This window comes from Pseudomonas sp. PvP025 (assembly GCF_017832155.1).
Classification (GTDB): Bacteria; Pseudomonadota; Gammaproteobacteria; order Pseudomonadales; family Pseudomonadaceae; genus Aquipseudomonas.
The window spans coordinates 3,016,926-3,034,841 of sequence record NZ_JAFIBJ010000001.1 but is presented as its reverse complement, the minus strand read 5'-3'; the positions used below and the strand labels follow the sequence as shown (position 1 = coordinate 3,034,841).

Here is a 17,916-nt window from a genome sequence, read left to right as displayed (position 1 = left end):
TTATCCACGTCATAAAGCCTTCTTTCGTGGAGTGTCCCGTGCCTGTCCAAGCCCTGTTCAAACCCTTCCAACTCGGTACTCTGCAACTGTCCACCCGCGTGGTCATGGCGCCCATGACCCGTTCCTTTTCGCCGGGCGGCGTGCCCAACGCCAAGGTTATCGAGTACTACCGTCGCCGCGCTGCTGCCGGCGTGGGCCTGATCATCACCGAAGGCACCGTGGTCGGTCACGTGGCCTCCAATGGCTACCCCAACGTCCCGCATTTTTACGGCGAAGCCGCCCTGGCCGGCTGGAAGCAGGTGGTCGACGCGGTACATGCCGAAGGCGGCAAGATCGTCCCGCAGCTGTGGCACGTGGGCAGTGTGCGCCGTCTCGGCACCGAGCCTGACGCCAGCGTGCCGGCTTACGGCCCGATGGAAAAACTCAAGGATGGCACGGTGGTCGTCCACGACATGACCGTTCAGGACATCAAGGACGTGATCGACGCCTTCGCTCAGGCCGCCAGGGATGCTCAGCGCATCGGCATGGATGGCGTGGAGATCCACGGCGCTCATGGTTATCTGGTCGACCAGTTCTTCTGGGAAGGCAGCAACCAGCGTACCGACGACTACGGCGGCAGCCTGGCCAACCGTTCGCGGTTTGCCATCGAGTTGATCCAGGCCACCCGCGCCGCCGTGGGCCCGGATTTCCCGATCATCTTCCGGTTCTCCCAGTGGAAGCAGCAGGACTACACCGCGCGGCTGGTGCAAACCCCCGAGGCGCTGGGTGAATTCCTCAAGCCGTTGTCCGACGCCGGCGTGGATATTTTCCACTGCTCCACCCGTCGCTTCTGGGAGCCGGAGTTCGAAGGCTCCGACCTCAACCTGGCTGGCTGGACCCGTCAGCTCACCGGCAAGCCGACCATCACCGTGGGCAGCGTCGGCCTGGATGGCGAGTTCCTGCAGTTCATGGTCAACACTGACAAGGTCGCGCAGCCGGCCAGCCTGGAAAAACTGCTCGAGCGCCTGAGCAACGACGAGTTCGACCTGGTGGCCGTGGGCCGCGCCCTGCTGGTGGACCCGGAGTGGGCGGTGAAGGTGCGTGAAGGGCGTGAGGGCGATATTTTGCCGTTCAGTCGTGAGGCGTTGACGACCCTGGTGTAAAGGGCGTGAGGACCGGCAACGGGTGCGGGTCCTTGCACACGCCGCGCAGTTGACGCTCGAACTGCTCGATAATCGCCGTCCACCCCTGGCGGCTCGCATGCTGGCGCGCGTTCAGGCGTGCCCTGCGCAAGGTCTCGCGCTCCTCCAGCAGCCAGATGGCTGCATCGCAAAACGCGCCCTCATCGCCAGGCATGGCCAGCACGCCGTTGTAGCCATGGCGAATATGCTGGGTGGCCGCCGCCTGGTCATACGCGACCACACCGAGCCCCGAGGCCATGGCTTCCAGCACCACATTGCCGAAAGTCTCGGTCAGGCTGGGAAACAGGAACAGATCGCCTGAGGCGTAATGGCGCGCCAGTTCTTCGCCTCGCCGGGTGCCGCAGAACACGGCGTCGGGCAGGTCGCGCTCCAGTACCGCGCGTTGCGGACCGTCACCCACGATGATCAGCTTCATGCGCCGGGTGGGGTAGCTGTCCTGCAGCCCCTCAAAGCAGCGCTTGAGCAGCCCGAGATTTTTCTCCGGAGCCAGGCGTCCCACGTGCAGCACGGCGATGTCGTCGCTCTCCAGGCCCCAGCTCTCACGCAGCGTGCAGTCTCGTTTGGCGGGATGGAACAGTTGGCTGTCGACCCCACGCGACAACATCCCCAGACGTTCGAAATGCCGGCGCTCCAGCTCCAGGCGCTGGCTGGCGCTGGGCACCAGGGTCAGGCTCGAGCGGTTATGAAACCAGCGCAGGTAATGCGTAACCATACGGCTCAGCAGGCTCAGCCCGTAGCGGTTGGTGTATTGCTGAAAATTGGTGTGAAAGCCGCTCACCACGCTGATGCCCAACCTGCGCGCCGCGCGCAAGGCCGAGAGCCCCAGTGGGCCCTCAGTGGCGATGTACAGCACGTCCGGGCGTTGGCGCGTCCAGCGTCGCAACAGCTTGTGCATCGACGACTGGCCCCATTGCAGGCCGGGGTAGCCTGGCAGCGGCCAGCCGCGGCACAGCAGCAGTTCGTCGTCGCTGGGTCGGCACTGGTCGACGCCCTGGCGCGGGCGAACCAGTTCGACCACGTGGCCACGGGCGCGCAAACCGTCGCACAGACGGCCAAGGGTATTGGCCACCCCGTTGATTTCCGGCGGGAAGGTTTCGGTGATCAGAGTGATGTGGAGCGAGGCTGTCGTCATGACCCACAGTGTCGCTGTGGGCCATGTCGTCAATGTGTCGCGCGGATGATGGATTTATGACCGAGTGATCTGCTGCGCCGCCATCGCCTCGGCCCCTTGCTCGCGCACCCAGAACAGCGTCGCGCCGGCCACCGCCGCCGGCATCATCAGCAGGTTCACCACCGGCACCAGCAGCACCAGATAGACGACCCCGCCAAAACTCATGCTCTGCCAGCGCTTCTGGCGCAGCCAGGCGAGCATTTCGTTCCAGCCCAGCTTGTGGTTGTCGGCCGGGTAGTCGATGTACTGGATCGCCATCATCCAAACGCCGAACAGCAGCCACAGCGGCGCTGCGATCAGGTTGACCACCGGAATGAATGACAGGATAAACAGCCCGATGGCGCGGGGCAGGAAATAGCCCAGCTTGCGCATTTCCCGGGCCAGGGTGCGCGGTACCATAGCGATCAACTCGCCCCAGCTGAATGCCGGGAAGTCATCGGTGCCGCGTACCACCACTTCGACCTTTTCCGACAGAAACCCGTTGAACGGCGCTGCGATGATATTGGCGAGCATGGTGAAGGTGAAAAACACCATCAGCACCACCAGCACCACGAACAGCGGCCACAACAGGTAATTCAGAAAGCTCAGCCAGCCGGGCAGCGTTGGCATCAGGTGATCGACCCACAGGCTGAACTGATGGCCGGCGAAATAGATCAAGCCGACGAACAGCACCAGGTTGATCGCCAGCGGCAGCAGCACGAACAGGCGCAGGCCTGGGCTCAATACCAGTTTGAGGCCTTCGCGCAGGTATTGCGGGCCGGAAAGAACAGGAGCGGGCATGGTGAACTCCGAGCAGGATGACGAACGCGCCGACCTTACCGACTTTGCACTCAAGTCGAAAGCGGCAACATCAGCAGTTACAAAGCCGTCGATGAGTCAAGTCGACTGCATAGAGACCACCTATGAGCTGGATTGTTAATGCGTATTTCCTTAATCTTGCCCCCCTCTATACGCTGCACCCATCATTTTCAGGATCTGCGAGTTCAAGCCTTCCCCAAGTGCTTCGCAGTCCTTTTTTATTCCAGCCGTCCTGTTCTGCGGGCGGTCGACAGGAGTGAGTCATGTCTGATACCCGTCATTCGCGAGTGATTATTCTCGGTTCCGGCCCTGCCGGTTACAGCGCAGCCGTCTACGCTGCCCGGGCCAACCTCAAGCCGCTGCTGATCACCGGCATGCAGGCGGGCGGTCAACTGACCACCACCACCGAAGTCGACAACTGGCCGGGTGACGTGCACGGCCTGACCGGCCCGGCGCTGATGGAACGCATGAAGGAACACGCCGAGCGCTTTGAAACCGAGATCGTGTTCGACCACATCAACAAAGTCGACTTCTCCAAGAAGCCTTACAGCCTGACCGGCGACAGCGGCGTGTACACCTGTGACGCGCTGATCATCGCCACCGGCGCCAGCGCCCGTTACCTGGGCCTGCCGTCGGAAGAAGCGTTCATGGGCAAAGGCGTGTCCGCCTGCGCCACCTGCGACGGTTTCTTCTATCGCAACAAGCCGGTCGCCGTGGTCGGTGGTGGCAACACCGCCGTGGAAGAAGCGCTGTACCTGGCCAATATCGCCAGCACCGTGACCTTGGTGCACCGTCGCGAGACCTTCCGCGCCGAGAAGATCCTGATCGACAAGCTGCACGCGCGTGTCGCTGAAGGCAAGATCATCCTCAAGCTCAACGCCACCCTGGACGAAGTTCTGGGCGACAACATGGGCGTGACCGGTGCACGCCTGAAGAACAACGACGGCAGCTTCGACGAGTTGAAAGTCGACGGCGTGTTCATCGCCATCGGCCACACCCCGAACACCTCGCTGTTCGAAGGCGTGCTGGACGCCAAAGACGGTTACCTGGTGGTGCAGGGCGGCCGTGAAGGCAACGCGACAGCCACCAACATCGACGGCATCTTCGCCGCCGGTGACGTGGCCGACCACGTCTACCGCCAGGCCATTACCTCGGCCGGCGCCGGCTGCATGGCGGCCCTGGACGCCGAGCGGTACCTCGATGGGTTGAAGGACGCGTCGTTTTAAACCTGTTGAACTGAAAAAACCGGCCGAGAGGCCGGTTTTTTTATGCCCAATCCAAATCACACCGCAAGGCAAATGTGGGAGGGAGCAAGCCCTAATGCCGTTCAGTTAAGCCAGCGTGATGCTCGAAGCAACGAGCGGTGCGACTTTTCGGTGTACCTATCGGTTTGTGCGGTAACGGCGGCTTAGGGTTCCGCCCTTACGGCGGCTCACTTTTGAAAAGCACAAAAGTAAGCAAAACGCTCTTGCCCCAACACTCGGCACCTCGCCCAGGCTCGGTGTGCCCTCACGCAGGCTTTGGAGCGTGGGCCGCCGCGATGGGCCATCCTTGGCCCAGCGCGGCTAACCCGGCGTCCTGCCGGGTTACCCACGCTCCAAAGCCTGCGTTCGGCCAGCGTGTTTGACGGGGCGCTTCCAGATCAAAAGCAAAAGCAAAAGCGTGGCGGCCTGAGAGCCGACCGAAATGTCTGCCGAACGCTGTACAAAATGTGGGAGGGGGCTTGCTCCCGATGGCGTCGGCCCAGCAAACATTGATGTTGAAGACCCACCGCTTTCGCGGGCAAGTCGAATCGTCGCACCGCCGTTCCCACAGGGGAGCGGCGCTTAACTGACTGGCATTAGGGCAAGCCCCCTCCCACATGTTGATCTATGTCTGGCTCAGGATTTGCGGGTCAGGGGCTGCGCGGTGAACTTCACCCCGGCCAGGCCATGCTCGATCAACGCCCGGATATTGCCATGGTCACTGCCCTCCGGCGTCGCCATCACCGACCGGTAATGCTCCCCAAACGCCAGCAATGCTTGCTGGTCGCTCAACCCTTCCAGCAACGCCAAACCCAAGGTCTTGCACGAACCTTCGTTCTGGCCGGCCGCATTTTCCACGTTGCCATTGGTGAAGGCTTGCGGCTGGTAGTCGTAACCGGCGGCGATAAACGCCAGGGTGTCGGCAAACAGGTGTTCGCCGCTGTTGAGGCTGGCGCGCAGGGTGTTCAGGTCAGTCATGGGTTTTTCCTTTGGCAAACGCGGCCTGCTGGTCGGCGCTGGCTTCTTGCTGGTACTGGGCTTTCCACTCGGCGTAGGGCATGCCGTACACCACTTCCCGGGCGTCATCCAGGCTCAGTTCGATCTGGCGCTCGTCGGCCTCGGCCTTGTACCACTTGGACAAGCAGTTACGGCAGAAGCCCGACAGGTTCATCAGGTCGATGTTCTGTACATCCTTGCGGCTGTCCAGGTGCGCCACCAGCCGGCGAAAGGCGGCGGCTTCGAGTTCGAGGCGTTGTTGGTCGTTCATAGGGCTCACTTCACTGTCAGCGGCTGGCCGCCAGGGTAATCGACACCGATTCGGCAAAGCGCAGCGCATGGGGCTTGTCCACTTCGACTTCGGCATACAGGACGGATTCATTGCCCATCACCAGGTCCAGCAGTTCCTGGGTGAGGCGTTCGAGCAAGGCAAAGCGGTTGCCTTCCACATGAGCAATGATCGCTTTGGTGATGGTGCGGTAGTTCAGGGCGTGGTCGATATCGTTGTCGCGCACGGCTGCCTGGGCGGCATACAGGATGGTCAGGTTGATCAGCACGTCCTGCTTGTTGAGGATTTCTTCCTCGTTGATGCCGATAAAGGTACGCAGGCACAGGTCCTTGACCCGGATGCGCGCCATGCCTGGTTGAAGTTGTGGCATTGCTACTTGCTCCGTCCAATCAGTTGCAGGAACTCCATGCGCGTGGTGCTCGACTCGCGAAACGCGCCGAGCATCACCGAAGTGTTCATGGTTGAATTCTGTTTTTCCACGCCGCGCATCATCATGCACATGTGCCGGGCCTCGATCACCACGGCCACGCCGGCGGCCTGGGTTACGCTCTGGATGGCGTCGGCGATTTGCCGCGTGAGGTTCTCCTGAATCTGCAGGCGCCGGGCGAACATGTCGACGATGCGCGCCAGCTTCGACAGGCCCAGCACCTTGCCGGTCGGAATATAGGCCACATGGGCCTTGCCGATAAAGGGCAGCAGGTGGTGCTCGCACAGCGAATACAGCTCGATGTCCTTGAGGATCACCATCTCATCGTTGTCGGACGCGAACAACGCACCGTTGACGATGGTTTCCAGGTTCTGCTCGTAGCCATGACACAGGTATTGCATGGCCTTGGCGGCGCGCTTGGGGGTGTCGAGCAGGCCTTCGCGTTCCGGGTCTTCACCCAGGCCCTTGAGGATCTCGCGATAGTGGTGGGGCAGGGATACAGTCATACAACATCCTCGAAAACGGCTTACTTGATATGCCGCCCACCGTTGACGGTCAGGGTGGTTCCAGTGACATAAGGGGTGTCCAGCAGGTAACGCACACTCTGGTAGATCACGTCGGGCCCGGGCTCGATGCCCAGGGCCGACTTGGCCAGGACTTTGTCGCGGTAAGCGGCATCGTCGCCCTCGTTGAACATCACCATCGCCGGCGCAATGCCGTTGACCTTGATCAGCGGCGCGAACTGCGCGGCAAACGACAGCGTGAGGCTGTCGAGCCCGGCCTTGGTGGCGCAATAGGCGATGTGCCGGTGGCTGCCCTTGCGTACCACGTCATCGCTGATATGCACGATATCGGCAGGTGTCGAGCGGTGCAGCAAGGTTGAACAATGCAGGTTGATCAGATACGGCGCAAGCATGTGCACACTGAACATGTCGGTAAACGCGCGGCTTTCGTCGCCCGGCGTTGGCGCGACCCAGGTCGAGGCGTTGTGGATGATTGCACGCAGGCAGTCGGTATGGGTCTTCAGCTCGGTGATAAATGCAAGAATCCCGGCCTCGCTGGAGAAGTCGGCAAACAGGCCTGTGGCACCGCGCTCGCGCAACGCGTGCACACCCGGGCGCTCGCTGCGGTAGCTGAAAATCACCGGCTGACCCGCGTCCAGCAGGCGCTCGGCACAATGCAGGCCGACGCGCTGGGCAGCGCCGGTGATCAGGATCGGGGCAAGGGGTGCGGTCATGGGAGGCTCAGGTCGCGGGCAGGTTGAAACTATACCAGCGACCGGCCTTCCCTGTACTCAGGCCGGAGCTTGCGTGGCCTTGGACGGCGGCGATGGGTGGAGCCAGTTGGCCAGCAGGTGGGTCGACAGAGGAATGAACCAGAACACCATCAACGGCGTAAGCGCCAGGGTGCTGATCAGAATGCGCGGGACCAGATCCAGCTCGCCCAGCAGCGGCCCCAGGCCAAAGTTGAACAGCAGCGACACCGGGAAAAACGCCAGCCAGATCGCCACCGCCTGTTTCCAGCGCGGCGGTCGCGCGCCCGCTGCGCCAAACCAGCCATCGATGCCGCGCACGCGGTGTTCGGACGGGTCGGCAAACAGCTCGCTGCCACGGCTCAGCCACGCACTGCGCGAGGCGGAAAACTCCCAGGCGTGCAGGGTGGTTTCATCGGCGAAGCGGAAGATGATCTGAAATTCATCGTCATGGGGCGGCGGGGCCAGTACGCCGGAGCCCAGGTAACCGGGGAAGTCCGTGGCCAGTTGCTCGCCTTCGCGCAGCCAGGCCATCAGTTCTTCATAGCGCCCTTTGGCCACACGGCGCGCAACCATCAAGGTGACGGGTGAGGTAGACATTGTGTATCTCCGAATGTACGGGTGCGCTGAACCGGGTAGGTGGCGCACAAACGAAGCTGCGGGGTGTTGCAGCTCTGTTGAAAAGGCAGGCAAGGATTATTCCTGTTTTGCGCGAATACACCAGCGACATTGGTCCGATAGGCACGGTCCTTGAAAAACCACGGTATAAAAGCGTTAAATAGGATCCAATTTCACGTACGTCGTGGCCGCCTGATGTCCGAAACCATTGCTCCTGTTCACGAAATCGCTCCGGTTGCCGACTCCGTTTCCGACCAGCTGTTTCCGATTCGTGAAGTCTCCAGGTTGACCGGCGTCAACCCCGTTACCCTGCGTGCCTGGGAGCGGCGCTATGCGCTGATCCAGCCCACACGCACCGAAAGTGGGCATCGTCTGTACTCCAGGGCGGATATCGACACGGTCAATCGCATCCTCGACTGGATCGAACGCGGCCTGGCCGTCAGCAAGGTCGCGAAGATCATCGCCCGTGATGACCAGCAGGCCGTGGTGGTGCGCGCTGAGCGAAACCCGGTCGAAGAGGGAGAATGGCCGAGTTGGCAGGCGCAGTTGATGCTTGCGATCAGCGCTTTTGACGATGCCCAGTTGGACACCCTCTACGGCCGGATTTTTGCGACTTACCCGGCCAGCGTAGCGTTCCAGGGCATCCTGATGCCGCTGTGGAGCGACCTGTTGCGCCATCAAGGCCGCTTCGGCCAGGCCAGTGAATGGTTGTTCTTCGATAACTTTCTGCGTGCCAGTACCTCAAAACGCTTGCGACTGGCCTGCGCTTCTCCGGCGCCGCGTGTGTTGCTGGCGGCCATTGCCGGAGAGTGTCGTGAGCTGGAATTGTTGGTGGCAGGGGTCTTGATGAGCAGCGATCAGCTCTCGGTCAAGGTGCTGGGCGTGGGCCAGCCGTTCGATGAGTTGACGCTGGTGTGCGAAAAGACCCGACCGCGCGCACTGGTGTTGTTTTCCAATCACGCGCCTGGCAGCGAATTGCCGCTGCGCCTCAAACGCCTGGCGCTGACCCTGGACTGCCCCTTGCTGCTGGCCGGAGACGCGTCGGACCTGGCCCGCGAAGGCCTGGTGGATTCCACCATCGGCTGCCTGGGCAATGACGGTAAGTTGATGCAGGCTCGCTTGCAGCAGTTTATCGGCGCGAAGCTGGATGCCTGAATTCAGGCGTGCATATGCGGGTGCACCCGGCGGTGTTCGTGCAGGATGAACTGGCGCAGGCGCTCGGTTTCATCCGCATCACCCTGGCTGAGGCGGTAGGCGAACAGGCCCCGCGCCGTCTCCCGCTCGAACGCACCGCGCAGCGAAATTCGCTCGTAGCCCGATGGGCTGAACCACAGCGAAAAACTCTTGGGCGGCTTGACCCGGCCACGCATCTCCACCAGCACGCCCTTGAATGACACCTGATGCACCCACAGTGCGCCGGGGGTGCCGCGGATGTTTTCCAGCGCCACCGGTGTATCCAGCGCCAGGCGCCACGGGCGGATCATCGGCCCGTCTTCGAAGATGCTCGGCACCCCGACTCGCAAATGCACCGCATTGAACTCATCCTCCTCCAGATGCAGCGGGAACGTGAGTTGCTGGTTGTCGAATTGCGCCTGCAGCGTGACGTGATCGTGAGCCGCCAGCCGGGTGAGCAGGTCGCGCAATTGCGCACCGCCATTGACCGTCAGGCTCGACGATGCATCCCTTAGATTGAGCTGGGGGTTGTGCTGCATGTTCTGAATGAAATCCAACTCATCCTGAGTCAGAAGCGCTTCGCGTGACATTGATCGGGCTCAATGAGGAAGAGTAAGGGGCGATTATCCATTCTAATGCCGACGTTTTCTAAACTTTATTCGATCCGGCCGCCGCCTTCAGCGCTGCGAGCTCAGCCTTGACCCCGGCCAGTTCCGCTTCAAGCTGCGCGACGCGCTGCTGAGCCTTGACCTGCAGCGTGACGTCCTTTTGCACACCGATGAAATACGTCAGCTTGTCGGCCTCGTTATACAGGGTAGAAAGCGACAGCTCATTCCAGAACAGCGTGCCGTCCTTGCGGTAGTTGCGCAGGATTTCGCGGCAGGGGCTGCCTTCTTGCATGGCTTTGCGAACTGCCATCAGGCCCGGCTGGTCGCGGTCACCGGTCTGCAGGAAGCGGCAGTCCTGATAGAGGATTTCATCGAGGGTGTAGCCGGTCAGACGCTCGAACGCCGGGTTGACGTAGATCACCGGCGTCTCTCGGCCTTCCCGTTCGGCGATCACGATGCCGTCGTTGGAAGCGTTGATCACCATTTGCATCAGGTTGGGGTTAATCATTAAGCGGTCCAAAGCGTGTTTTCAAAGGGCAGTTTATGGCACCGGCAGGATGTTGCACGGGGCGCACCGAACTATATGCCTCAACTGTTAATATCCCAGGCTTTCACTCAACCACAGGATCAGATTGATGAAAGTCGCCATCCTTTCCGGCTCAGTGTACGGCACGGCTGAAGAAGTCGCCCGCCACGCCGTCGGCATCCTCAATGCGGCCGGCTTCGAAGCCTGGCACAACCCTCGCGCCACCCTGGCAGAGGTGCAGGCATTTGCGCCCGAGGCTTTGCTGGCCGTGACTTCCACCACCGGCATGGGCGAATTGCCCGACAATCTGCAGCCCTTGTATTCGAGCATCCGTGACCAACTGCCCGCCGCCTGGCGCGGACTCCCGGGCGCCGTGATCGGCCTGGGCGACGCCAGCTATGGCGACACCTTCTGCGGTGGTGGCGAGCAGATGCGTGAACTCTTCGCAGAGCTTGGCGTGCGCGAAGTCCTGCCGATGCTGCGCCTGGACGCCAGCGAAAGCGTCACCCCGGAAGCCGACGCCGAGCCCTGGCTGAGCGAGCTGATAACGGCCCTGCGCGGCTGATTGCGGCTTTTCTGGCGGCGCTTCTCTGACGCCGCCGACCCCTGATCTGGACTATTCTTACAACTGACTCGCACGGTCATCAAGCTGGCTGCGAAGGCAACTCATCGCGCCAGGGTGTCTGACTAGACTGGCCCATCACTCAAAAAAATAATAAGAAATGCGCCAAGGAGGTCATCGCCGTGAGCCTATCCCCCGTTCTATCGCCACCGAATGTCAAAGACCAGGTCAGCGCCGCCGAATGGCAAGCGCGTGTCGATCTGGCGGCCTGCTATCGCCTGGTGGCGATGCACGGTTGGGACGATCTGATCTTCACCCATATCTCGGCCAAGGTGCCGGGCACCGAAGACTTCCTGATCAACCCCTATGGGCTGATGTTCCACGAGATCACCGCGTCGAGTCTGGTCAAGGTCGATCAGGCCGGCAATAAACTGATGGACAGCCCCTACGAGATCAACCCTGCGGGCTACACCATTCACAGCGCCATTCATGAAGTGCGGCATGACGTGGTGTGCGTACTGCATACCCACACCGCCGCCGGCGTGGCGGTGGCGGCGCAGAGGCAGGGGGTACTGCCGATCAGCCAGCAATCGTTGTTCGTGCTGGCGAGCCTGGCCTACCACGCCTACGAAGGCGTGGCGCTGAACCACGAGGAGAAGGTCCGCCTGCAGGCCGATCTGGGCGACAACGGTTTTCTGATGCTGCACAACCATGGCCTGCTGACCTGCGGCAGCACCATTGCCGATACATTCCTGATGATGTTCATCTTTCAGCGGGCCTGTGATATTCAGGTACTGGCGCAAACCGGCGGCGCAGAGTTAATCGCCATCGAACCGCAGATTCTCGCCGGCGCGAAGGCCATGGCCGCCGCCGTCACCCGCAGTGCTCAGGGCCTGGGCGGCGCGCTGGCCTGGCCTGCGCTGCTGCGCAAACTCGAGCTGCAAGACCCGGGGTATAAAACCTGATGCCACTCGCCGAGATCCCGTTGCGTGCCTGGCGCAAGCGCAGCCGCAGTTTTGACTTTCGCGGCCATACCATTCGTTACTGGGTGGCCGGCCAGGGTGAGCCGCTGCTGCTGATCCATGGCTTCCCCACCGCCAGTTGGGACTGGCACTACCTGTGGCAGCCCCTGGCCCAGCGCAACCTGGTGATCGCCTGCGACATGCTCGGCTTTGGCGATTCGGCCAAGCCGCTGGATCATGGCTATTGCCTGCTGGAGCAGGCCGATCTGCAACAGGCGCTGCTCCAGCACCTGGGGGTCGAGCAGCCCGTGCATGTGCTGGCCCATGACTACGGCGACAGTGTCGCCCAGGAACTGCTGGCACGGCATTACGAAGGCCGCTTCCAGATGGCCAGTTGCGTGTTCCTCAACGGCGGGTTGTTTCCCGAAACCCATCACCCGGCGCTGCTGCAAAAGCTTTTGCTCAGCCCGCTGGGGTGGATGATCAGCCGCGCCTTTGGGCGCAACGCCCTGTCCAACAGCTTCAGCCAGATCTTCGGCCCCCAGACCCGCCCCAGCGAAAGCGCTCTGGACGATTTCTGGAGCCTGATCAGCGCCAACGACGGCACGCGCATCCTGCACAAACTCATCGCCTACGTGCCCCAGCGCCGTACCCTGCGCGATCGCTGGGTGGCGGCCATGCAAGTGGGCGATGTGCCGTTGCGCGTGATCGATGGCGAGGTCGACCCGATCTCCGGCGCACACATGGTGGAGCGATACCATCAACTGGTGCCCCACGCCGATACCGTGCTGCTGACCAATATCGGCCACTACCCGCAGATCGAAGCGCCGGTGCAGGTGCTCAAACACTACCTGACGTTTCGCGCGCACATCGCACGCGTCACCGTGTGGGAGGGGGCTTGCTCGCGATGAAGCCTTGGGTAAGCCTATTTCAGCCAACCAATATCCCTGTGGCGAGCGCGCTCGCCATAGCCACAACAACCGGGCTTGCCCTAATGCCGTTCAGTTAAGGAAATTTTGATCGTTCCCACGCGTGGGAACGATCAAGAGGGCTCTTGTGGGCTTATTGTGGCGAGCGGGCTTGCCCCGCGTTGGGGTGCGAAGCGCCCCCAATCAAGCAAAACGCGGTGTACCTGATACGGCTCAGCGTCTGGTTTTGGGGCTGCTGCGCAGCCCAACGCAGGACAAGCCTGCTCGCCACAGGGAATCTGCGCCTAACTGAACGGCATTAGGGCTTGCCCCGCAATCATCCCGCTGCCTTATCGCGCACCATTCAGCCGCGGCCGTGTTCATTGTGACCGCACGCCCGGTGCCGGACACTCGAGCCATTGTCATTGTCGCCTGTGGAGTTCGGTATGAGTGAGTCAGTGCAGTTCCAGGATAAGGTCGTGATCGTCACCGGTGCCGGCGGCGGGTTGGGCCGCGCCCATGCGCTGCTGTTTGCCAGGCACGGGGCCAGGGTACTGGTCAACGATCTCGGCGGCTCCGCCCAGGGCGAAGGCGCCAACGCCTCGGCGGCCGATCGGGTGGTTGCCGAAATCCGCGAAGCCGGTGGCATTGCCGAGGCCAACCATGACTCGGTCACCGACGGTGACAGGATTGTGCAGAACGCCATGGACGCATTCGGTCGCATCGACGTGGTGGTCAACAACGCCGGCATCCTGCGCGACAAGACCTTCCACAAGATGGAGGACAGCGATTGGGACCTGGTTTACCGGGTGCATGTCGAAGGCGCCTACAAAGTCACCCGCGCCGCCTGGCCGCACCTGCGTGAGCAAGCGTACGGACGGGTGATCTTCACCGCGTCCACCTCGGGCATTTACGGCAACTTCGGCCAGTCCAACTACGGCATGGCCAAGCTCGGGCTGTATGGCCTGACCCGCACCCTGGCGCTGGAAGGGCGCAAGCACAACATTTTGGTCAACGCCATTGCCCCCACCGGCGGCACGCGCATGACCGAAGGCCTGATCCCGCCGCAGGTGTTCGAGCGCCTCAAGCCGGAGTTGGTCAGCCCGCTGGTGGTGTACCTGGGCAGCGAGGCCTGCCAGGACACCTCGGGCCTGTTTGAAGTCGGCGGTGGCTGGATCGGCAAGACCCGCTGGGAGCGCAGCCTGGGGGTGGGTTTTGATCCGCAGGCCGGCTTCTCGCCCGAGGATGTGGCGGCGCACTGGGCACAGATCTGCGACTTCGAAGGAGCCGCCCATCCGCAGGACAACATCGAGGCGCTGAAGGAGATGATGGCCAATTTGCAGAAGTACAGCCTCTGATCGTTGCGTGATCGTCCTTTAATCCCCAGGCAAAAAAAAGCCGCTGCAAACGCAGCGGCTGAAGTAAGACGTTGTACCAAGGAGCGGCAGATAAACGTCAATGAACACCGATAACCGATTGAATAAAAACATCAATCAAGTTGAATCCGGCTTTGCACCCTGGGGTGGGAGAGAGCGCAGTGCTCTTAAAGCCCGGCCAGAATAGTCGTTTGTTACAGAATGAGTAATACCTCATTGGGACAAGGACTATTACAAAATTGGTAACGATCCATCCATCCCTTTGATAAGACTCCATCCATCCGCTGCATGCCCGCGCCCGAAGCCCGGCCAGCGTGGCCGTTAATCCTTTCGAACGACAACACGAATACCTCCTTGGTGCGCTTATCGCTCCCCACGGGCGGCAGTAGGGTGAAGCCTTCTGTTACTCACCGGGGAAGACGCATGACAAAAACAACAATGCGCGCCATCTTCATGCCGCAGGCGCTGGCCGCTGCGGTTGCCTTGGGTTGCTGCGCCCAGGCGCAGGCTGTTTCGTTCAACATCGGCGAGATCGAAGGGCAATTCGATTCGTCGCTGTCGGTGGGCGCCAGTTGGGGCATGCGTGATGCCGACCGCAAGCTGGTGGGCACCGTCAACGGTGGCAGTGGCCAGGCTTCCACGGGCGATGACGGGCGGCTCAACTTCAAGAAAGGCGAGACCTTCTCGAAAATCTTCAAAGGCCTGCACGACCTCGAGTTGAAATACGGTGATACCGGCGTGTTCGTGCGTGGCAAATACTGGTACGACTTCGAACTCAAGGACGAAGACCGCGAGTTCAAGCCCATCAGCGATCACAACCGCAAAGAGGGCGCCAAATCCAGTGGCGCGCAGATCCTCGATGCCTTCGTGTATCACAACTATTCCCTGGGCGACCTGCCGGGCACCGTGCGCGCCGGAAAGCAAGTGGTCAGCTGGGGCGAAAGCACGTTTATCGGCAACTCCATCAACAGCATCAACCCGGTTGACGTCTCCGCGTTCCGCCGCCCGGGCGCCGAGATCAAGGAAGGCCTGATCCCGGTGAACATGCTGTTCGCCTCCCAAAGCCTCACCAGTCAGCTCACCGTCGAAGGCTTCTACCAACTGGAATGGGACCAGACGGTGCTGGACAACTGCGGCACCTTCTTTGGCGGCGATGTGGCGGCGGACGGTTGCACCAATAACTACACGGTCGGCAGCCCGGCGATCCGGCCCTTGCAACCGGTGGCAGCCGCATTCGGCCAGGGTTTCGGCGTGACCAATGAAGGCGTGATCGTACGGCGTGCCGGCGACCGCGATGCGCGCGACTCCGGCCAGTTCGGCGCGGCCCTGCGCTGGCTCGGCGACGACACCGAGTACGGCCTGTATTTCATGAACTACCACAGCCGCACGCCGACCGTGGGCACCCTTACCAACAACACCAGCCTTGCGACCCTCGGCGCCATTGCAGGTGCCGCCAACCGCCTGGCGCCCGGCTCCGGTGCGGGCCTGGTGCAAAGTCTGATGCTCGGCCGCGGCCAGTATTACCTCGACTATCCCGAGGACATCCGCCTGTTCGGCGCCAGCTTCTCCACCACCTTGCCCACCGGCACGGCGTGGACCGGGGAAATCAGCTACCGCCCCAACGCCCCGGTGCAACTCAACACCACCGACCTGACCCTGGCGCTGATCAACCCGATTGCCGGTAACACCGCCTCGCCCATCCGCAGCTCGTTCGGCGCCGATAACGTGGGTTACCGGCGCAAGGAAATCACCCAGATCCAGAGCACCATGACCCAGTTTTTCGACCAGGTGCTGGGCGCCGAGCGCCTGACCCTGGTGGGCGAGGCGGCGGTGGTGCACGTTGCCGGCCTGGAAGACAAAGCCAAGCTGCGTTACGGCCGCGACTCGGTGTACGGCGCTTACGGGTTTCAGGGTGACACCGATGGCTTCGTCACCTCCACCTCCTGGGGCTACCGCGCGCGGGCGATCCTGGACTACAACAACGCGATTGCCGGGGTGAACCTCAAGCCCAACCTGTCCTGGTCCCATGACGTCGCCGGCTACGGCCCCAACGGCATCTTCAACAAGGGCGCCAAGGCCATCAGTGTCGGCGTGGATGCCGACTACCGCAGCACCTACACCGCCAGCCTCAGCTATACCGACTTTTTTGGCGGCGACTACAACACCCTGACCGACCGCGACTTCCTCGCCCTCAGCTTCGGCGTGAACTTCTGATTTGGCTTAAAGAAGGACAAGAACTTATGCGTAAGACAATTGCAGCGTTGGCCCTGAGTCTGCTGGCCGCTCACGTGATGGCGGCGGTCTCGCCGGAAGAGGCCGCCAAATTGGGCACCACCCTCACGCCGGTCGGTGCCGAAAAGGCCGGCAATGCTGACGGCTCGATCCCGGCCTGGACCGGCGGCATCCCGAAAAACGCCGGCGCGGTGGACAGCAAAGGCTTTCTGGCCGATCCGTTTGCCAGTGAAAAACCACTGTTCGTGATCACCGCCGCCACCGTCGATAAGTACCAGAGCAAACTCTCCGACGGCCAGGTGGCGATGTTCAAGCGTTACCCCGAGACCTACAAGATCCCGGTGTACCCCAGCCACCGTACGGTAAACCTGCCGCCGGACATCTACGAGTCGATCAAGCGCAGCGCGTTGAACGTCAAGGCGATCAACGACGGCAACGGCCTGGAGAACTTCACCGGCAACCGCTATTACGCGTTCCCGATTCCCAAGACTGGCGTCGAGGTGCTGTGGAACCACATCACCCGTTACCACGGCGGCAACCTGCGCCGCATCATCACCCAGGCCACGCCGCAGACCAACGGCAGCTACACGCCGATCCGTTTCGAAGAAGAAGTGGCAGTGCCCCAGGCCATCCCCGACATGGACCCGGCCAAGGCGGCCAACGTGCTGAGCTTTTTCAAGCAATCGGTGACGGCCCCGGCGCGGCTGGCGGGCAACGTGCTGCTGGTGCACGAAACCCTCGATCAGGTGAAGGAGCCGCGCCTGGCCTGGATCTACAACGCCGGCCAGCGCCGTGTGCGGCGTGCACCGCAAGTGTCATATGACGGGCCGGGCACCGCTTCCGACGGCCTGCGCACCACCGACAACTTCGACATGTTCTCCGGCGCGCCCGACCGCTACGACTGGAAGCTGGTGGGCAAGAAAGAGCTGTACATCCCCTACAACAGCTACAAGCTCGATTCGCCGAACCTCAAGTACGACGACATCATCAAGGCCGGCCACATCAACCAGGACCTCACCCGCTACGAGCTGCACCGCGTGTGGGAAGTGGTCGGTACGGTCAAGCCCAGCGAGCGGCATATCTACGCCAAGCGCCACATGTACATCGACGAAGACAGCTGGCAGGTGGCGCTGGTGGATCACTACGACGGTCGCGGCCAACTGTGGCGCGTCGCCGAAGGTCATGCGCAGTTCTATTACGACCACCAGGTGCCGGCCTACACGGTCGAAACCCTGTATGACCTCATCGCCGGGCGCTACATCGCCCTGGGCATGAAGAACGAGGAGAAACGCAGCTTCGTGTTCGGCTTCGCCGCCAAGGCCGCCGACTACACCCCCGCAGCATTGCGCTCCGAAGGCGTGCGCTGAAGGTGAGGTGAAATGCAATCACTGTAGGAGGGGGCTTGCTCCCGATAGCGGTACATCAGCCACAAGCGAGCCGACTGACCCACCGCCATCGGGAGCAAGCTCCCTTCCACAGTGGAGTGTGTACACCCTGGCTTTTATGCATGGCCGTCAATCACCCCGCTGAATACTTCTTCAACAACCACCAACCCCAGGACTAGGGTACGCGTCAGGCTTCATCACAATAAAA

Annotated in this window: 19 protein-coding genes; 9 read left to right on the top strand and 10 right to left on the bottom strand. The window is 61.9% G+C overall.

Annotated features, from left to right (window positions below; all coding sequences use genetic code 11):
- The first annotated feature begins 38 nt into the window (after nucleotides 1–38).
- The gene (locus JOE32_RS12905; RefSeq protein WP_209984743.1) at nucleotides 39–1,142 is read left to right on the top strand and encodes an NADH:flavin oxidoreductase; all 1,104 of its coding nucleotides are present in this window, start codon (nucleotides 39–41) and stop codon (nucleotides 1,140–1,142) included.
- Here JOE32_RS12905 and JOE32_RS12900 read toward each other — a convergent pair.
- Together JOE32_RS12900 and cysZ are read right to left on the bottom strand one after the other, a co-directional pair.
- Nucleotides 1,111–2,313 (bottom strand): glycosyltransferase family 1 protein, encoded by a 1,203-nt coding sequence (locus JOE32_RS12900; protein WP_209984740.1) that lies wholly within the window; start codon nucleotides 2,311–2,313, stop codon nucleotides 1,111–1,113. The genes JOE32_RS12905 and JOE32_RS12900 overlap by 32 nt on opposite strands.
- Nucleotides 2,314–2,367: 54 nt before the next feature.
- Complete coding sequence (gene cysZ / locus JOE32_RS12895) at nucleotides 2,368–3,132, bottom strand: sulfate transporter CysZ (RefSeq protein ID WP_209984738.1); 765 nt, start codon at nucleotides 3,130–3,132, stop codon at nucleotides 2,368–2,370.
- Nucleotides 3,133–3,413: 281 nt separating this feature from the next.
- Between cysZ and trxB the strand changes: the two genes are divergently transcribed.
- The gene (gene trxB / locus JOE32_RS12890; protein ID WP_209984735.1) at nucleotides 3,414–4,376 is read left to right on the top strand and encodes a thioredoxin-disulfide reductase; all 963 of its coding nucleotides are present in this window, start codon (nucleotides 3,414–3,416) and stop codon (nucleotides 4,374–4,376) included.
- A gap of 654 nt (nucleotides 4,377–5,030) precedes the next feature.
- Here the strand turns inward: trxB and JOE32_RS12885 are convergent.
- The 6 genes from JOE32_RS12885 to JOE32_RS12860 are packed head-to-tail and all read right to left on the bottom strand — an operon-like array spanning nucleotide 5,031 to nucleotide 7,958.
- Nucleotides 5,031–5,372 (bottom strand): HopJ type III effector protein, encoded by a 342-nt coding sequence (locus JOE32_RS12885; RefSeq protein ID WP_209984732.1) that lies wholly within the window; start codon nucleotides 5,370–5,372, stop codon nucleotides 5,031–5,033.
- Nucleotides 5,365–5,661 (bottom strand): DUF1244 domain-containing protein, encoded by a 297-nt coding sequence (locus JOE32_RS12880; protein ID WP_057007330.1) that lies wholly within the window; start codon nucleotides 5,659–5,661, stop codon nucleotides 5,365–5,367. The genes JOE32_RS12885 and JOE32_RS12880 overlap by 8 nt, the downstream gene beginning before the upstream one ends.
- A 16-nt stretch (nucleotides 5,662–5,677) precedes the next feature.
- A complete protein-coding gene (gene folX / locus JOE32_RS12875) occupies nucleotides 5,678–6,049 on the bottom strand; it encodes a dihydroneopterin triphosphate 2'-epimerase (protein ID WP_057007329.1) in 372 nt (123 codons plus the stop codon).
- A 2-nt stretch (nucleotides 6,050–6,051) separates the two neighbouring features.
- Nucleotides 6,052–6,612, bottom strand: coding sequence for a GTP cyclohydrolase I FolE (gene folE / locus JOE32_RS12870; protein WP_209984729.1), 561 nt, complete (start codon nucleotides 6,610–6,612; stop codon nucleotides 6,052–6,054).
- Between the two features lie 20 nt (nucleotides 6,613–6,632).
- Entirely contained in the window at nucleotides 6,633–7,343 is a 711-nt protein-coding gene (folM, locus tag JOE32_RS12865; protein ID WP_209984726.1) for a dihydromonapterin reductase, read from the bottom strand.
- 57 nt (nucleotides 7,344–7,400) lie between these two features.
- Nucleotides 7,401–7,958, bottom strand: a complete 558-nt coding sequence (locus JOE32_RS12860) for an antibiotic biosynthesis monooxygenase (protein WP_209984723.1) — start codon at nucleotides 7,956–7,958, stop codon at nucleotides 7,401–7,403.
- 213 nt (nucleotides 7,959–8,171) lie between these two features.
- Between JOE32_RS12860 and JOE32_RS12855 the strand changes: the two genes are divergently transcribed.
- The gene (locus JOE32_RS12855) at nucleotides 8,172–9,131 is read left to right on the top strand and encodes a MerR family transcriptional regulator (RefSeq protein WP_209984720.1); all 960 of its coding nucleotides are present in this window, start codon (nucleotides 8,172–8,174) and stop codon (nucleotides 9,129–9,131) included.
- A gap of 2 nt (nucleotides 9,132–9,133) precedes the next feature.
- Here JOE32_RS12855 and JOE32_RS12850 read toward each other — a convergent pair whose 3' ends face one another.
- Nucleotides 9,134–9,739, bottom strand: coding sequence for a hypothetical protein (locus JOE32_RS12850; protein ID WP_209984714.1), 606 nt, complete (start codon nucleotides 9,737–9,739; stop codon nucleotides 9,134–9,136).
- A gap of 58 nt (nucleotides 9,740–9,797) precedes the next feature.
- Nucleotides 9,798–10,265 carry a PAS domain-containing protein gene (locus JOE32_RS12845; protein WP_209984711.1) on the bottom strand — a complete coding sequence of 156 codons (468 nt, stop codon included), beginning with the start codon at nucleotides 10,263–10,265 and terminating at the stop codon, nucleotides 9,798–9,800.
- 127 nt (nucleotides 10,266–10,392) lie between these two features.
- Here JOE32_RS12845 and JOE32_RS12840 point away from each other — a divergent pair, with 127 nt between their 5' ends.
- From JOE32_RS12840 to JOE32_RS12815, 6 genes are all read left to right on the top strand, one after another.
- Nucleotides 10,393–10,848 carry a flavodoxin gene (locus JOE32_RS12840; RefSeq protein ID WP_209984709.1) on the top strand — a complete coding sequence of 152 codons (456 nt, stop codon included), beginning with the start codon at nucleotides 10,393–10,395 and terminating at the stop codon, nucleotides 10,846–10,848.
- A gap of 179 nt (nucleotides 10,849–11,027) precedes the next feature.
- Nucleotides 11,028–11,810 carry a class II aldolase/adducin family protein gene (locus tag JOE32_RS12835; protein WP_209984706.1) on the top strand — a complete coding sequence of 261 codons (783 nt, stop codon included), beginning with the start codon at nucleotides 11,028–11,030 and terminating at the stop codon, nucleotides 11,808–11,810.
- Nucleotides 11,810–12,718 carry an alpha/beta hydrolase gene (locus JOE32_RS12830; protein ID WP_209984703.1) on the top strand — a complete coding sequence of 303 codons (909 nt, stop codon included), beginning with the start codon at nucleotides 11,810–11,812 and terminating at the stop codon, nucleotides 12,716–12,718. Before JOE32_RS12835 ends, JOE32_RS12830 begins: the two co-directional genes overlap by 1 nt.
- Before the next feature lie 443 nt (nucleotides 12,719–13,161).
- On the top strand, nucleotides 13,162–14,073 hold the full coding sequence (locus tag JOE32_RS12825; RefSeq protein ID WP_209984701.1) for an SDR family oxidoreductase: 912 nt from the start codon (nucleotides 13,162–13,164) through the stop codon (nucleotides 14,071–14,073).
- A 441-nt stretch (nucleotides 14,074–14,514) separates the two neighbouring features.
- Complete coding sequence (locus tag JOE32_RS12820) at nucleotides 14,515–16,305, top strand: DUF1302 domain-containing protein (RefSeq protein ID WP_209984698.1); 1,791 nt, start codon at nucleotides 14,515–14,517, stop codon at nucleotides 16,303–16,305.
- 26 nt (nucleotides 16,306–16,331) lie between these two features.
- A complete protein-coding gene (locus JOE32_RS12815) occupies nucleotides 16,332–17,690 on the top strand; it encodes a DUF1329 domain-containing protein (protein WP_209984695.1) in 1,359 nt (452 codons plus the stop codon).
- Nucleotides 17,691–17,916: the final 226 nt, after the last annotated feature.

Coding starts and splice junctions, on each gene's coding strand:
- JOE32_RS12900 (WP_209984740.1), bottom strand. CDS start 2,313: ATGACGACAGCCTCGCTCCACATCACTCTGATCACCGAAACCTTCCCG.
- cysZ (WP_209984738.1), bottom strand. CDS start 3,132: ATGCCCGCTCCTGTTCTTTCCGGCCCGCAATACCTGCGCGAAGGCCTC.
- trxB (WP_209984735.1), top strand. CDS start 3,414: ATGTCTGATACCCGTCATTCGCGAGTGATTATTCTCGGTTCCGGCCCT.
- JOE32_RS12885 (WP_209984732.1), bottom strand. CDS start 5,372: ATGACTGACCTGAACACCCTGCGCGCCAGCCTCAACAGCGGCGAACAC.
- JOE32_RS12880 (WP_057007330.1), bottom strand. CDS start 5,661: ATGAACGACCAACAACGCCTCGAACTCGAAGCCGCCGCCTTTCGCCGG.
- folX (WP_057007329.1), bottom strand. CDS start 6,049: ATGCCACAACTTCAACCAGGCATGGCGCGCATCCGGGTCAAGGACCTG.
- folE (WP_209984729.1), bottom strand. CDS start 6,612: ATGACTGTATCCCTGCCCCACCACTATCGCGAGATCCTCAAGGGCCTG.
- folM (WP_209984726.1), bottom strand. CDS start 7,343: ATGACCGCACCCCTTGCCCCGATCCTGATCACCGGCGCTGCCCAGCGC.
- JOE32_RS12860 (WP_209984723.1), bottom strand. CDS start 7,958: ATGTCTACCTCACCCGTCACCTTGATGGTTGCGCGCCGTGTGGCCAAA.
- JOE32_RS12855 (WP_209984720.1), top strand. CDS start 8,172: ATGTCCGAAACCATTGCTCCTGTTCACGAAATCGCTCCGGTTGCCGAC.
- JOE32_RS12850 (WP_209984714.1), bottom strand. CDS start 9,739: ATGTCACGCGAAGCGCTTCTGACTCAGGATGAGTTGGATTTCATTCAG.
- JOE32_RS12845 (WP_209984711.1), bottom strand. CDS start 10,265: ATGATTAACCCCAACCTGATGCAAATGGTGATCAACGCTTCCAACGAC.
- JOE32_RS12840 (WP_209984709.1), top strand. CDS start 10,393: ATGAAAGTCGCCATCCTTTCCGGCTCAGTGTACGGCACGGCTGAAGAA.
- JOE32_RS12830 (WP_209984703.1), top strand. CDS start 11,810: ATGCCACTCGCCGAGATCCCGTTGCGTGCCTGGCGCAAGCGCAGCCGC.
- JOE32_RS12825 (WP_209984701.1), top strand. CDS start 13,162: ATGAGTGAGTCAGTGCAGTTCCAGGATAAGGTCGTGATCGTCACCGGT.
- JOE32_RS12820 (WP_209984698.1), top strand. CDS start 14,515: ATGACAAAAACAACAATGCGCGCCATCTTCATGCCGCAGGCGCTGGCC.
- JOE32_RS12815 (WP_209984695.1), top strand. CDS start 16,332: ATGCGTAAGACAATTGCAGCGTTGGCCCTGAGTCTGCTGGCCGCTCAC.